The following is a 13,713-nucleotide window of genomic DNA, read 5'->3' as shown; positions in this document are numbered from 1 at the left end:
AAAATGAATAGTATTCATAAAATATGAGAAAAAACTCATGACATTAAATCAATTAATAATTTTAATCAAAATCATTGAATTAAAAAATTTTTCAATGGCGGCAGACGAACTTTATATCACCCAATCTGCGGTAAGTCACTCAATAGCAGATTTAGAGTCTGAATTAGATATAAAACTCATTCATCGAGGAAAAGACGGGATTTACCCCACGGAAACAGGTGTTAAAATACTCAAACACGCACGCGCTATTGTTGCAAATATGGAGTATATAAAACAGGAAGTTAGCGCTTCGTTAAAACTGCAGGCAGGACAAGTTAAAATCGGAAGTTTTGAAGGCGTTTCTACTAATTTTCTCCCCGGAATAATCCGTTTATTTAAATTAAGATATCCTAAAATTGATTTAAAAATTTTTGAAGGGACAGAGGGAGAAATAAGAGACTGGATCGTATCCCGCACGATAGATGTGGGATTTATTACATTTCCGTATGATACTCTTGAAACAATTCCTATAATATCCGATGATATGATGGTGGTTTTATCCGAAGCCCATACTTTGGCGACTCAAAATTCAATTAGCATTGAGGAATTAACTAAATATTCCATGATGATAACATGGAACAGTAACTGCCAGTTATTAGTAAAAAAAGCGTTTAAGTCGTTAACCGGAAAACTTCCGCCGTGGAAATACAAAGTAAGCAATATAGGAACGCTATTGGCTATGGTTAAAGAAGGACTGGGGATAGCTATAATGCCAAAATTTGCATTACCTGAATATATACCTAATGTTAAAATTTTGCCGCTTAAACCTATTTTAAAACGCAGGATAGGTCTTGCGTCTATAATGCCGTTTTCAGATCTTTCTCCCGCTACTTCAGCTTTTGTTGCAGTTACCTTGAAATGGATAAAAAATAATATATTGACAGACAGTAAATTTATAGAAAATGAAATAACATATTAATAATAACATGGAAGGTTTCAACATTTGCGGATAAATAAATTCGGCTCCATTATTATGTATTATTAATACTATAATAAATACAGTATATAAATAACGTGAGTAAATCTTTAGCGGAGAAAAAAATGCAGACGGTCAAAAATGAAGTTGCCGACCTTCTAAAGCGCTTGCCGGATAACTGCACTTTAAAAGATATACAGTATCATTTATATGTAATACACTAAATCGAACGCGGCTTGAAGGACGAGGGATAAAAAAGAGTCTTTAGAACCGGCAGTATAATTTGAACTGTAGTCCGATGCATGCGCGGGCGGCAGCAAATAAACAAACTGTACGAATATAAATATAATCCAGAGTTAAAAACAGCCTATAGGTTTTTTTTAAAATCAATCGTCGGATTTATCATTATTTTCATTCGCCCCCGTTATATCTTTCTTCTACCCTGCTTAATTTATACACGGCTAAGGATAGAAGCCATGCGGACGTCAATATTATAGCGATAGCGCCGCCCAACATTCCGAATGAAACATTATTGAAAAAATCCCACGGCTCTCCCCTCAGATTAAATTCCATTCCTATAACCTGAAGCCATTCTATCGTTCCTATGCAGAATGCCAAAAAAACGGAAATGCTTGTAATGGAGATATTATAAAAGATTTTTCTTACCGGATTTAAAAAAGCCCAGCTATAAGCATACTGCATTATAACGCCGTCGGTAGAGTCAAGCATCATCATGCCTGCCGAAAATATTAAAGGCAATATCATAACATCTATAAACGGATGTCCTGATGAAGCGAATAAAGCGGACATCGACAGTATCGCGACCTCGCTTGCGGTATCGAAGCCGATGCCGAATAACACTCCTACAAAGAACATCTGCCAGCTCGACGTTATAAGCTTCATAATTCCGCTGAAATACCGGAACATAAACCCTCTTTTCAGCAGTTCTTCTTCGATTTTTTTATTTTTTAGGTTTTTAAAATCCTTTGCAATCTTAATGATGCTTATTAAGATGATAACGTTCATAAAAGCGATAAGATACAAAAACAATGCAGAAACGCCCGTGCCTATCAAACCGCCTATATCGCCCAATTCAGGATATGCCTTAACCACAAATTTTCCTATTATTATGGTAATTATAGTTAAGACAAAAACGGAAACGGAATGTCCCAGCGAAAAAAAGAATCCGACTCCGACGGGCTTTTTTCCGTCATTCATTATTTTTCTCGTGGTATTATCTATCGCAGCAATATGGTCGGCGTCTAAGGCGTGCTTTAAACCGAAGAAAAAGGCGAGCGCGCCGAGGCTCAGCATAGTAGGGAATTCTCGTGATCTGTCGATTAAGATGACTACGGAAACTAACAGATAGGAAATTAATAAAGCGTAAAGAAGAATGGCTCTTTGTTTAAAACTAAAAGAATTAAAAAGGCGTGAAAACATAATTAGACCTCCCGCTAATTAAATTAAAATGTTATCTAAAAGCAGGTCTTCCGGCTTAAACATGGGAACATTCCGCCTTCCCGGCAAATATTAATCTTGCCAGTGGCATATCGGAATATTCTTAATAACGGTTTAGAATAAAAAGCCCGTTATAAGTTATCACGGCTGCGGGTACAGTACAGGATTTACACCTGTTTCCCTAAACTTTTAAGATAAAGTTTGGTTAATATTTATTTACAAAGAACGATTTGCCAAAATATTAGCATACATAAATAATTAGTGTCAAGGATTTTTTTATGGATTTTTTTCATATCTTTTATATGTAATACACTAAATCGAACGCGGCTTGAAGGACGAGGAATAAGGGCGCGTTTACGAAGAAAATGAAATCGAAAAGAAAATGTCGAAATGGCTCGAAAAATAATCCGGACATTTGAAGCCGCTGACGACCTTGAAGCGATTTCAGCTTACATAAAATAGAAAATGGGTGTATACTTTTAATATGTGATTTATTAAAGAATCATTTAATAAATTAAGCGGCGGCGATTAAGATAAAAGAAAAATAGGTAAAATAATATTATATTGGGATTTTAATTATGAATATTAATTTAAAAGGCAAGAGAGCTTTAATTACAGGCGCAAGTTCGGGGCTTGGCGAGGTTATTGCCAAGGAGTTTGCAGCCGACGGGGCAATGATAGGCCTTAATTACCATTCGGAAGCGGAAGCGGCAGGGGAAATTGCCTCGGAGATAAAAAAGACAGGCGGCGATGTGCTTACCTTGCAATCCGATGTTTCGGATGCGGGTTCGGTTGAAGCAATGATGAATGCTTTTATAAAAGAATGGGGTGGGATAGATATTCTCGTAAATAATGCCGGAATCGACGGAACCCGCTCCCTTGTGTGGGAATCGGATATAGCCGAGTGGGAAAAGGTAGTAAAAATTAATCTATTCGGGCCGTTTTATTGCTCCAGGGAGGCTTTAAAATATATGGTAATCCAAAAAAGAGGCGTAATTTTAAATATAACTTCGGTACATGAAAATATTCCGTGGAGCGGTTACAGCGGATATACGGCTGCAAAAGCGGGCTTATCCATGCTGACAAAAACTATGGCGCAGGAAGTCGGCTCTTTAGGAATAAGAATAATGTCTTTAGCCCCCGGCGCAATTAAAACGCCTATTAACCAAAATGTTTGGGATAATCCGGAAACCCTTAATAATCTTCTTAAAAAAATACCGCTTGGAAGAATGGGGGAATGTGAAGAAGTAGCCCGGGTAGCCGCTTTTTTGGTTTCCGATTACGCTTCTTATGTAACGGGAAGTACGATATTCGTGGATGGGGCTATGATTGATTATTCTAATTTTACGCATGGGGGCTAACTAACCCTAATTAATTAAATTAATTAAAAATAAAAAATTAGGATTTAATTTAATCTTTAATTTAATAAAAGCAAATAACAAATAATAACGATAAACGGAAAATTAAGAGGATTATAAAGAATGTCGGAGTCAATTTCTGCCCCGGGATGGCCGGGAATTCCTGGAAGGTGGACTAGCGCTAATAAAAGCGGAGTTGGAACCGCTTTTAAAGGAAGTCCCGTCTGGTTTACTATTTCCCACGGCATCCTTAATGAAGTCTATTCTCCGAGAATAGACGAAGCCGCCATTCGTGATCTCGGCTTTATTGTTACGGCGGACGATGGTTTTTTTTCCGAAGAAAAACGGCACGCCGCCCATTCGTCGTCGCTTCTTTATACCGGAGTTCCTGCTTATCATCTCGAAAGTGTCTGCGACAGGGGATATTACCGCTTCGAAAAAGATATTATAACCGATCCCGATAGACCCGTAGTTCTTATAAGAGGAAAGTTTACTCCATTAAAACCCGGAAATTACAGGCTTTATGTAATTATGGGTTCGCATATCGGCAATTACGGCGCAGGCAATACGGCATGGGTTAGTGATTACAAAGGAATTACGGGGCTTTTTGCCTCCCGCCATAATACTTCCCTTTGTCTTATGAATAATACCTGCTTTAAAGCATGTTCGGTAGGTTTTGTCGGATTTTCCGATGGGTGGCAGGACTTAATCCGCAACGGCTACCTTGCCTCTCTTTATACAAGAGCGGAAAACGGCAATGTGGCGCTTACGGGCGAGATAGACCTTAAAAACGATACTTTTGTTTTAGCGCTCGGATTTGGACGCAATCCTTCAGAAGCCGCACAGCAATCGAGGGCATCCCTTAATGAGGGCTTTCAAAACCTTCTTGATTCTTATAGCGGAGCATGGCGGCAATTTTGGCAGAGGCAAAAACCGGTTTTTTATGCCGAAAAACACAAACTTTTTTCAATAAGCGCTATGGTTATTCTTGCACACAGTTCTAAATATGTTCCAGGAGCTATTCTTGCAAGCCTTGCCGTACCATGGGGTTTTTCTAAGGGAGATGGGGATCTTGGCGGTTATCACCTGATTTGGCCGCGTGATATGGTGCAATCCGCAGGCGGTCTTATCGCCGCAGGCATTAAAACGGAAGTGAGGAATTTACTCGTTTATCTTGAATCGACTCAGGAATTGGACGGGCATTGGCCGCAAAATATGTGGATTGACGGCTTTCCGTATTGGAGCGGCATACAGATGGATGAAACAGCCTTGCCCATTCTGCTTTTTGACCTTGCCCGCAGGGAGACGGCACTTTTCGAAAGCGACATTGGCCGTTTTTGGCCCATGATAAAAAAAGCACTTAGTTATATTGCGAAAAATGGTCCTGTTACTCAACAGGACCGCTGGGAAGAAAACGGAGGATATACCCCTTTTACTCTTGCAGCAGAAATTTCCGCCCTTATAACCGGCGCCGAACTTGCCGAATTAGCGGGCGAAGAAGGTGCAGCTCCTTATCTGCGTGAAACCGCAGATGCATGGTATTCATGCATAGACCGCTGGCTTTATGTAAAAGGAGGGGAACTTGCGGATAAAACGGGGGTTAAGGGTTATTATGTAAGGGTTACCCCTCCCGATTTTGAAGAAGGCGATGATATTATATGTATTAAAAACCGGCCCCCCGCTTCCTGTTATCCTCATATTGCCTCCGTAGTGTGCACCGATGCTTTAGCTCTGGTTCGTTTTGGGTTAAGGAATGCGGACGATGAGCGGATACTTAGCACATTGAAGGTTATAGACACTTTGCTTAAAGTAGAAACTCCTTCAGGTCCCTGCTGGCATAGGTACAACGGGGACGGCTACGGCGAACACGATGACGGGAGGCCTTTTGACGGTACGGGCAGAGGGCGGCTGTGGCCTTTGCTCACCGGCGAGCGTACCCACTATGCAATAGCCGCCGGAAATTTCAAAGAAGCGGAGCGTTTGCTCAAAACTATGGAAGGTCTGGCAGACGGCATCGGACTTTTGCCCGAACAGGTATGGGACAGCCCCGACATACCCGGGCGGGGTCTTTTTTTCGGCCGTCCGACGGGGTCGGCGATGCCTTTGGTATGGGCTCATGCAGAATATTTAAAACTTGTCCGTTCGCTTACGGAAGAAAGAGTATTCGATATGCCTCCCCAGACGGTTTTCCGTTACCTTAAAAACGGCGTAACATCCAGTCTTATGCAGTGGCGCTTTAATCATAAACTGCATAAGATGCCTCAGGGCAAAACACTGCGCATCGAAACCCTCTCCCCTGCCATGGTCCACTGGAGCGATGACGGCTGGCATACTGTTAAAGATACGCAAACAAAAGATTCGGGTTTCGGGGTTTATTATGCCGATTTGCCTTCCTCTAATATTCCTGAGGACGGTGAAATAGCTTTTACATTTTATTGGATAAACGCCAACCGTTGGGAAGGAAGTGATTTTAATGTACAAATAAAAACTTAAGCGAAAATCTGGAGGAACATCCCATCCCGCCATGTTAATCCCATATTAAATTAACGACTTAAAGCGTTTTTCCGTATTTTTAAATATATTATAAGGGTCGTGTTCAAAATGGTAAATTTTGGCAACTTCTATTTTGAGCCATGGAGCCCATTTATTAAGTATAATAAGGGAAATAAAAACGCCGGCGAACGGACCTATCCAATATACCCACCACCCGCTCCACATTCCAGATGCCAAAGACGGTCCCAGACTGCGCGCGGGATTAGTACTTGTTCCCGAAATAGGCGCCTCAAAATAAACCATAACGGCATATAGAAATGGAAAAAGAGCCGGGGTATAAGGTCTTAATTTTTTATGTCCCAGAAAGAAAAAAAGACCTGTAATCAAAAGAAATGTGGTTATAGATTCTCCGATAACTGCGGCAATGACCCCTTCTTTTCCGGGAAAGGTAGCTCCGTAGAATACCCTTTTTCCTAATTTTCCCCATGCGAGAAGAGCGGCGGCGCCGGCAATGCCGCCAAGAATCTGGGATATGACATAGCCTAAGGCTACAAAAGTTTTAATTTTTCCTTTTAACCAAAATGAGAGTGTTACTGCCGGATTAATATGAGCGCCGCTCCATTTGCCGACAGGCGAAAATGTGATTAACATTCCCGTGCTTCCGAACAAAAAGCCGGTAATAATACGCCTTAATCCGGCGTTTGGAATCATTGCAGGTACAGGGCTTCCTTTGGCAAAATCGAGAATAACAAAAGAAACGCCTATACTTATAAGCAGCGCCGTTCCTATAAATTCAGAAAGATATAATCTCCATATTTTCATCTATGATAAATTTTAACTATAAACATAACCAAGTTAAGTTATTTTCCTGCCTTGCATAAATCTTGTATAATAATATGTAATATGCGCATTATAATTACATATATAATTAAAATTTAACATTAATATTAATGCTCGATATTGTATTAAACGGTTTAAATCCCGCAGGAACAAGCGTTTGATATTCAAGTTCATAGTAGATAGCAATATATATGTTTTTTACTATTTTCGTGCTCAATTTAGTTAAAGATTCGTAAAAAGAGCCGCCTTTGTTTGCGAGATATGCCGTGATTTCCTCTTTAAACTTGACACCTTTATTTAATTTCCAATGATACTTCGCTCTAATCATTGTCGTAACAGATCCAAAATACGGACCGCCGATAATTTTTTCCTGCCTTAATCCCGGCGCTAATTCTATGGACGCATTCATATTTTTAGAAATAATAAACTTTTTACCGTAGCCGATATTTTCGTATATTCTGTATCCGAATCCGGTAACAATATTCCTATCGAATCTTTCATCGGCAAACATGTAGGAAGTTTTGTTGAAATAATAAGATGAATTTTCTTGCGTAATAAGCCTTAAATAACTGAGCTGGCTATATTCTGTTATGTAATTGTAAACAAACCTGAGTTTATGATGCCATGGGTAGTTTTTGTATTTTAGGTAGTCCCGCGTATTTATATTAAATGACGGAATCGTTCCCGTCGTGTTTGATATTCCAAGACCGATGCCCGCTTTTAGATTTTTATTATTTGTCTTTGTATTTGCATAAGATATTTTAGTGAAAAAGATTAAATTTGCGAGTAAAATAAAAATGAATACAAAAACCGCTTCGGCATTTTTAGTCTTTAGGGCTCTAAGTGATTTTGATTTTCTCATATTTTAAAAATTATAGTATAATTTAATTATTATATCGCCAATAAATTCTTTTAACAACCTATAATATTAACCCAAATCCTATATTAGAAACTATTTAGGCATCGTAATGTTGGATAATGTAATATAGGAAATAAATTTCTATTGCAGTATAGGGGTTAATCCAAATCCCGATTTAGAAAATATTTATATATTCCAATGTTAAGTAAATCTGGATTCCTGCTTTCGCAGGAATGACACCCAACGGGTGAAACAATAAATCCTCTCAAAGTCATTCCTGCGAAAGCAGGAATCCAGAAAATAAATTTCTAAATCGGGATTTGGGGCTAAAAAAGATGTTGACAATTAATTTAATTTTTTGATAAGATTAAGGTTTCTAAACTTAAATTGGGTATTATTGGGTATTTTGCGAAGAAAAGGCTAAGCTGGCGTAGCTCAATGGTAGAGCAGCTGATTTGTAATCAGCAGGTTGCGGGTTCGATTCCCATCGCCAGCTCCATAATTTAAAAGGAAAGCGGAGAGGTGCCCGAGCGGCTAAAGGGAACAGACTGTAAATCTGTCGGCGCGAGTCTACGGAGGTTCGAATCCTCCCCTCTCCACCAGTATTATATTACCAGTATTATATTAAGGTATTATATTAAAATTATTTAAGAAAAGAGGTTTTTCATTGCGGGAATAGCTCAGTTGGCTAGAGCGTCAGCCTTCCAAGCTGAGGGTCGCGGGTTCGAATCCCGTTTCCCGCTCCATATTATAACTATAACTTATGCCCATGTAGCTCAGTGGTGGAGCACTTCCTTGGTAAGGAAGAGGCCATCGGTTCAATCCCGATCATGGGCTCCACAAATTATAAATTATAATAAATAATTTTTACAGGAGGAACTAAATGTCCAAAGAGAAATTTGACAGATCAAAGCCGCATGTCAATATAGGCACGATAGGTCATGTTGACCATGGCAAGACCACATTAACCGCCGCTATTACAAAGGTTCTTTCGAGAAAAGGCCAGGCTTCCTTTAAATCGTATGACCAGATTGATAATGCGCCCGAAGAAAAGGAAAGGGGTATTACGATTGCCACATCCCATGTCGAATATTCTACCGATAAAAGGCACTATGCCCATGTCGACTGTCCGGGACACGCCGACTATGTTAAGAATATGATTACCGGCGCCGCCCAGATGGACGGAGCCATACTTGTGGTTTCCGCAGCCGACGGCCCTATGCCCCAGACGAGGGAGCATATACTTTTAGCCCGTCAGGTCGGCGTTCCCTATATAGTCGTATTTTTAAATAAGGTCGATATGGTGGACGACCCCGAACTTCTCGAGCTTGTCGAACTCGAAGTAAGAGAGCTTTTAACCTCCTATAACTTTCCCGGGGACTCTGTTCCCGTAGTAAAGGGTTCCGCCCTTAAGGCCCTCGAGGCGGAGTCGGATAACGAATGGACGCAGAAGATAGTTGACCTTATGAATGCCGTCGATGAATATATTCCGCTTCCGAAAAGGGATATAGATAAGCCGTTCCTTATGCCGGTCGAGGATGTATTTTCCATATCGGGAAGGGGAACCGTTGCAACGGGCAGGGTAGAAAGAGGCATAGTCAAGGTCGGAGATGAAATCGAACTTGTCGGAATACTTCCGACATCCAAAACAGTCGTAACAGGCGTAGAAATGTTCAGGAAGCTCTTGGACGAAGGACAGGCAGGCGACAACATAGGCGTTCTTTTAAGGGGCAAGAAGCGCGAAGAGGTGGAAAGGGGCATGGTTTTGTCCAAACCCGGTTCCATAACCCCCCATAAGAGGTTTAAGGTAGAGGCATATGTTCTTACCAAGGAAGAAGGCGGCCGCCATACCCCGTTCTTCAACGGCTACCGTCCGCAGTTCTATTTCAGGACTACGGATGTTACAGGGGTTTGCACGCTGCCGGAAGGCGTCGAAATGGTAATGCCGGGAGACAATGTTTCTATGAGCGTAGAACTCATTACCCCGATAGCCGCCGAAAAGGAATTAAGGTTTGCCATAAGAGAGGGAGGACATACTGTAGGTGCAGGGGTTATAACCGAGGTTATAGAGTAATTTAAACAATTTAGAAAAGGGACAGGCTTAAGTCTGTCCCCATCGTAAAAAAGAGGTAATAAATAAATAATGAGAGAAATAATAACGCTTGCATGCAGCGAATGCAAACAGAGAAATTATACAACCACCAAAAATAAAAAACTTACCACGGAAAAATTAAATTTAAAAAAGTATTGCAAGTTTTGCAAGACTCATACTATACATAAGGAAACAAAATAATAATAATTTTTTAAATAGGCCAGTAGCTCCAACGGCTAGAGCGTCGGACTCCAAATCCGAGTGTTGGGGGTTCGAATCCCTCCTGGCCTGCCATTATGCGAATATAAAATGAGAGAAAATACTATTTTGGGATATGTAAAGATGGTAAGCAATCCTGTTTCGGAGTTTATAAAAAAAGCGAAGCAATATTTATATGAAGTAAGATCGGAGCTTGGCAAAATTATATGGCCTGATAAAGATAAGGCTACAAAGACCACATATGTCGTAGTTATTTTTATAGTACTTGTGACCGCTTTTCTTGGTCTTATCGATATGCTTTTTGCTAAAGTTTTTTCTTATTTTTTCCATATTATATAGAATAAGAGAATAAGAAAAAATAAGTAAATTAAAATAATCTTAGAGTTTTACATAAAAAAGGTTTTAGATATTAAAAATGATGGATGACGAAAAAATAACCGAAAATCATGCCGTAGATTCCAGCGATGCTAATGTAAATGTAGATACCTTGAACGATGACGGTATCCAGAAAAAATGGTATGCCGTTCATACCTACTCCGGCTTTGAAGACCATGTGAAGTTAGCCCTTGAAGAGAGAATTGCATCGAGCGGGCTAAAAAAGTATTTTGGCGATATTATTATCCCAAAGGAAGATGTTATAGAAAAAAATGTAAAAGGCGGAAAAAAAAAGGTTAAAAGAAAGTTTTTTCCGGGTTACATTTTTGTAAATATGAATGTAAATACCGATTCATGGCATTTGCTTAAAGGAACTCCAAAGGTTACAGGCTTTGTCGGAGACCAATTAAATCCTATGGCGGTCGATGAATCCGAGATGGATAAGATAATAGCTCAAATAACCGAGGGAATCAAAAGGCCGAAGGCAAAAATTGAGTTTTCTAAGGGCGATATCGTCAAAATCACGGAGGGGCCATTCTCAGGGTTTAATGGAACAATAGACGATATAAAGCCTGATAAGAGCAAGCTCGAGGTTCTTGTTTCCATTTTCGGCAGGGCTACCCCGGTAGAATTAGATTTTACGCAGGTTGAGAGAAATTAGTTAATATAAAATTATTATATAATTAATTATAGATATATTAAGATTTAATAACAGAGGAAAAAGATTATGGCTGTAAAAAAAATTCAAGCTTTGGTTAAATTGCAAATCGTGGGCGGAAAAGCTAACCCCGCTCCTCCTGTCGGACCTGCGTTAGGTCAGCACGGTGTTAATATAATGGAATTTTGCAAACAATTCAATGAACGGACAAAATCGCAGGAAGGAACCGTTATACCTGTTGTTTTAACCATATACGCCGATAGGTCGTTTGATTTTATTTTAAAAACTCCGCCAGCTTCCATTTTGCTAAAGCAGGCTTCCGGTATAGAAAAGGGTTCGAATCAACCAAATAAAAATAAAGTTGCGACTATAAACAGAACTAAAGTAAGAGAAATTGCAAAAACTAAAATGCAGGATCTTAATGCTAATGAACTTGAGCAGGCTGTTAAAACTATTGAAGGAACAGCCCGAAGCATGGGTATAGATGTCATAGATTAAAGGAGGATATGTCAGAATGACACTGAGAGGAAAAAAATATTTAGAAGCTTCTAAAAAATTGGGTATAGATAAAAATAAGAATTATACGATAGATGAGGCATTCAATGCCGTCGTAGATTCGCATTATGTAAAATTTGACGAGTCGGTTGATATTGCAATAAATCTCGGCATAGATGTGAAGAAAAATGATCAGCAGGTTAGAGGGTCTGTGCTTTTACCTCACGGAACGGGGAAAGAGGTTAAAATTCTTGTTTTTGCAAAAGGGGAAAAGGAGAGGGAGGCATTGACGGCCGGAGCGGATTATGTCGGACAGGAAGACATGATAACTAAGGTACAGCAAGGGTTTATGGATTTCAACAGGGTCGTTGCGACCCCCGATATGATGGCAAGTGTCGGCAAGCTTGGTAAAATATTAGGTCCAAGGGGCTTAATGCCCAATCCAAAAGTTGGGACAGTCACTTTTGATGTAGGGAAAGTTGTAAAAGAGCTTAAAGAGGGTAAGATAGAGTTTAAAGCCGAAAAAAGCGGTATTTTACACGCATCCTTAGGAAAGGTTTCTTTTGGGTCATTAAAACTTAAGGATAATTTTATGGCGCTTATCGAAACTATAAACCGGCTGAAACCGGCTTCCAGCAAAGGCGTATATATCAAAAAGATTTCTCTTTCATCCACGATGGGGCCGGGTGTTCATTTAGATATCATTAAACTTAGAAACGAAATAATGTAATAAATTATTTAAGTTTGTCAATGACGGCAGGTTTATAAATCCTGCCATAGACAAAAAAAGGGCATTATCAACCTGATTTTCTTTTAATTGCTCTTATATTGTTGTATTGACAAAATCGTAAGAGAAAATTTAAAAGAAAGGAGGGGAGAAAAAATTGAAAAAAGAGAAAAAAAATCAAGAGATTGAATTTTTAAAACAGAATCTTAATAATAGTCAGGGTATTTTTATAAGTAAATACCATGGGCTTAATGTCGAAAAATTCAGTCTATTAAGGAAAGAGATGCGAAGCCATGGCGCCCTTCTTAAAGTATTCAAAAATACTTTAAGCCGCATAGCGTTTAAGCAAACGTATGCGGAAGCCATTTCCGGTCATCTCGAAGGCCCTAATTTCTTGATTTTTACAAATGACCCAATGGCAAGCTCAAAAGCGCTTTTAAAGTTTGCGCAGGAAAATCCTGAAAATATCGAGATTAAAGCAGGATATTACCAGACGATATTGGATAAGAGTAGAATTACCACTCTTGCGACTTTGCCTTCCAAGGATATTTTAATATCGAGATTTATTTCTGTTATAAAATCTCCTGAAGTACGCCTTGTTTTTACGCTTAGAGCGCCTGTCGTAAATTTAATAAGAATTCTTCAAGCTGTGGAAGCTAAAAAATCTGCATAATAAATTTACCTTATGTTATATGGATTCGGCGCTTCTTTTGAAATGACAAATTTTTTTATTTAATTTTAAAATTATATTTTAAATATCGGAGGAAATAATAATGGCTGTAACTAAAGATGATGTATTAAGCTACATTGAAAATGTTTCTGTAATCGAATTGAATGATCTTATTAAAGAGATAGAAGAAAAATTTGGAGTCAAGGCCGACCAATTTGCCATGGCTGCCCCGGCCGGAGGAGCAAAGGCTGAAGCGGCTCCTGCCCAAGCTGAAGAAAAAACCGAATTTGATGTCATTCTTGAGAATGCAGGTGCAAATAAAATTCAGGTTATTAAAGTCGTAAGGGAGCTGACAAGCTTAGGGTTAAAGGAGGCGAAAGATCTTGTTGACGGCGCTCCGAAACCTTTAAAAAATGCCGTTAATAAGGAAGAAGCCGATAAAATGAGAGCAAAGCTTGAAGAAGTTGGCGCTAAAGTTTCGGTTAAATAAATAAAATATATTATATTTAAGTGA

General features: G+C 39.3%; 14 protein-coding genes, 5 tRNA genes and 1 riboswitch. Of the genes, 16 read left to right on the top strand and 3 right to left on the bottom strand.

Annotated features, from left to right (window positions below; genetic code table 11):
• Positions 1 to 37: 37 nt before the first annotated feature.
• Entirely contained in the window at positions 38 to 958 is a 921-nt protein-coding gene (locus tag EVJ47_02660; protein RZD15188.1) for a LysR family transcriptional regulator, read from the top strand.
• A gap of 408 nt (positions 959 to 1,366) precedes the next feature.
• Here the strand turns inward: EVJ47_02660 and EVJ47_02655 are convergent, their stop codons facing one another.
• Complete coding sequence (locus EVJ47_02655) at positions 1,367 to 2,395, bottom strand: HoxN/HupN/NixA family nickel/cobalt transporter (protein ID RZD15187.1); 1,029 nt, start codon at positions 2,393 to 2,395, stop codon at positions 1,367 to 1,369.
• Between the two features lie 22 nt (positions 2,396 to 2,417).
• Positions 2,418 to 2,619, bottom strand: a riboswitch (cobalamin riboswitch).
• Between the two features lie 369 nt (positions 2,620 to 2,988).
• Here EVJ47_02655 and EVJ47_02650 point away from each other — a divergent pair.
• A complete protein-coding gene (locus tag EVJ47_02650) occupies positions 2,989 to 3,774 on the top strand; it encodes a glucose 1-dehydrogenase (protein ID RZD15186.1) in 786 nt (261 codons plus the stop codon).
• A 120-nt stretch (positions 3,775 to 3,894) separates the two neighbouring features.
• Complete coding sequence (locus EVJ47_02645) at positions 3,895 to 6,264, top strand: glucan 1,4-alpha-glucosidase (GenBank protein ID RZD15185.1); 2,370 nt, start codon at positions 3,895 to 3,897, stop codon at positions 6,262 to 6,264.
• Positions 6,265 to 6,309: 45 nt separating this feature from the next.
• Here EVJ47_02645 and EVJ47_02640 read toward each other — a convergent pair whose 3' ends face one another.
• Positions 6,310 to 7,086, bottom strand: coding sequence for a hypothetical protein (locus tag EVJ47_02640; protein ID RZD15184.1), 777 nt, complete (start codon positions 7,084 to 7,086; stop codon positions 6,310 to 6,312).
• A gap of 106 nt (positions 7,087 to 7,192) precedes the next feature.
• Positions 7,193 to 7,966, bottom strand: a complete 774-nt coding sequence (locus tag EVJ47_02635) for a DUF481 domain-containing protein (GenBank protein RZD15183.1) — start codon at positions 7,964 to 7,966, stop codon at positions 7,193 to 7,195.
• A gap of 421 nt (positions 7,967 to 8,387) precedes the next feature.
• Between EVJ47_02635 and EVJ47_02630 the strand changes: the two genes are divergently transcribed.
• The 13 genes from EVJ47_02630 (at position 8,388) to EVJ47_02570 (ending at position 13,689) form a co-directional block, all read left to right on the top strand.
• Positions 8,388 to 8,462: transfer RNA gene (locus EVJ47_02630), tRNA-Thr, on the top strand.
• 17 nt (positions 8,463 to 8,479) lie between these two features.
• Positions 8,480 to 8,565, top strand: a tRNA-Tyr gene (locus EVJ47_02625).
• A gap of 67 nt (positions 8,566 to 8,632) precedes the next feature.
• Positions 8,633 to 8,709: transfer RNA gene (locus EVJ47_02620), tRNA-Gly, on the top strand.
• 19 nt (positions 8,710 to 8,728) lie between these two features.
• Positions 8,729 to 8,803, top strand: a tRNA-Thr gene (locus tag EVJ47_02615).
• Between the two features lie 43 nt (positions 8,804 to 8,846).
• Entirely contained in the window at positions 8,847 to 10,037 is a 1,191-nt protein-coding gene (tuf, locus tag EVJ47_02610; protein ID RZD15182.1) for an elongation factor Tu, read from the top strand.
• Positions 10,038 to 10,106: 69 nt separating this feature from the next.
• On the top strand, positions 10,107 to 10,256 hold the full coding sequence (gene rpmG / locus EVJ47_02605; GenBank protein RZD15181.1) for a 50S ribosomal protein L33: 150 nt from the start codon (positions 10,107 to 10,109) through the stop codon (positions 10,254 to 10,256).
• A 16-nt stretch (positions 10,257 to 10,272) separates the two neighbouring features.
• Positions 10,273 to 10,349, top strand: a tRNA-Trp gene (locus tag EVJ47_02600).
• Between the two features lie 15 nt (positions 10,350 to 10,364).
• Entirely contained in the window at positions 10,365 to 10,613 is a 249-nt protein-coding gene (secE, locus tag EVJ47_02595; GenBank protein RZD15180.1) for a preprotein translocase subunit SecE, read from the top strand.
• 79 nt (positions 10,614 to 10,692) lie between these two features.
• Positions 10,693 to 11,310 carry a transcription termination/antitermination protein NusG gene (gene nusG / locus EVJ47_02590; GenBank protein ID RZD15549.1) on the top strand — a complete coding sequence of 206 codons (618 nt, stop codon included), beginning with the start codon at positions 10,693 to 10,695 and terminating at the stop codon, positions 11,308 to 11,310.
• Positions 11,311 to 11,376: 66 nt separating this feature from the next.
• Positions 11,377 to 11,805, top strand: coding sequence for a 50S ribosomal protein L11 (gene rplK, locus EVJ47_02585; protein RZD15179.1), 429 nt, complete (start codon positions 11,377 to 11,379; stop codon positions 11,803 to 11,805).
• Between the two features lie 16 nt (positions 11,806 to 11,821).
• Entirely contained in the window at positions 11,822 to 12,532 is a 711-nt protein-coding gene (locus tag EVJ47_02580) for a 50S ribosomal protein L1 (GenBank protein RZD15178.1), read from the top strand.
• 154 nt (positions 12,533 to 12,686) lie between these two features.
• A complete protein-coding gene (locus tag EVJ47_02575; GenBank protein ID RZD15177.1) occupies positions 12,687 to 13,202 on the top strand; it encodes a 50S ribosomal protein L10 in 516 nt (171 codons plus the stop codon).
• A gap of 100 nt (positions 13,203 to 13,302) precedes the next feature.
• Positions 13,303 to 13,689 carry a 50S ribosomal protein L7/L12 gene (locus tag EVJ47_02570; GenBank protein RZD15176.1) on the top strand — a complete coding sequence of 129 codons (387 nt, stop codon included), beginning with the start codon at positions 13,303 to 13,305 and terminating at the stop codon, positions 13,687 to 13,689.
• Positions 13,690 to 13,713: the final 24 nt, after the last annotated feature.

The organism is Candidatus Acidulodesulfobacterium ferriphilum (genome assembly GCA_004195035.1).
Taxonomy (GTDB): domain Bacteria; phylum SZUA-79; class SZUA-79; order Acidulodesulfobacterales; family Acidulodesulfobacteraceae; genus Acidulodesulfobacterium; species Acidulodesulfobacterium ferriphilum.
This window is presented reverse-complemented; position numbering and strand designations above follow the sequence as displayed.

What these genes read in the sequence shown, in the direction of transcription:
- EVJ47_02660 (RZD15188.1), top strand. Translation starts at nt 38, where the DNA reads ATGACATTAAATCAATTAATAATTTTAATCAAAATCATTGAATTAAAA.
- EVJ47_02655 (RZD15187.1), bottom strand. Translation starts at nt 2,395, where the DNA reads ATGTTTTCACGCCTTTTTAATTCTTTTAGTTTTAAACAAAGAGCCATT.
- EVJ47_02645 (RZD15185.1), top strand. Translation starts at nt 3,895, where the DNA reads ATGTCGGAGTCAATTTCTGCCCCGGGATGGCCGGGAATTCCTGGAAGG.
- EVJ47_02640 (RZD15184.1), bottom strand. Translation starts at nt 7,086, where the DNA reads ATGAAAATATGGAGATTATATCTTTCTGAATTTATAGGAACGGCGCTG.
- EVJ47_02635 (RZD15183.1), bottom strand. Translation starts at nt 7,966, where the DNA reads ATGAGAAAATCAAAATCACTTAGAGCCCTAAAGACTAAAAATGCCGAA.
- tuf (RZD15182.1), top strand. Translation starts at nt 8,847, where the DNA reads ATGTCCAAAGAGAAATTTGACAGATCAAAGCCGCATGTCAATATAGGC.
- rpmG (RZD15181.1), top strand. Translation starts at nt 10,107, where the DNA reads ATGAGAGAAATAATAACGCTTGCATGCAGCGAATGCAAACAGAGAAAT.
- secE (RZD15180.1), top strand. Translation starts at nt 10,365, where the DNA reads ATGAGAGAAAATACTATTTTGGGATATGTAAAGATGGTAAGCAATCCT.
- nusG (RZD15549.1), top strand. Translation starts at nt 10,693, where the DNA reads ATGGATGACGAAAAAATAACCGAAAATCATGCCGTAGATTCCAGCGAT.
- rplK (RZD15179.1), top strand. Translation starts at nt 11,377, where the DNA reads ATGGCTGTAAAAAAAATTCAAGCTTTGGTTAAATTGCAAATCGTGGGC.
- EVJ47_02580 (RZD15178.1), top strand. Translation starts at nt 11,822, where the DNA reads ATGACACTGAGAGGAAAAAAATATTTAGAAGCTTCTAAAAAATTGGGT.
- EVJ47_02570 (RZD15176.1), top strand. Translation starts at nt 13,303, where the DNA reads ATGGCTGTAACTAAAGATGATGTATTAAGCTACATTGAAAATGTTTCT.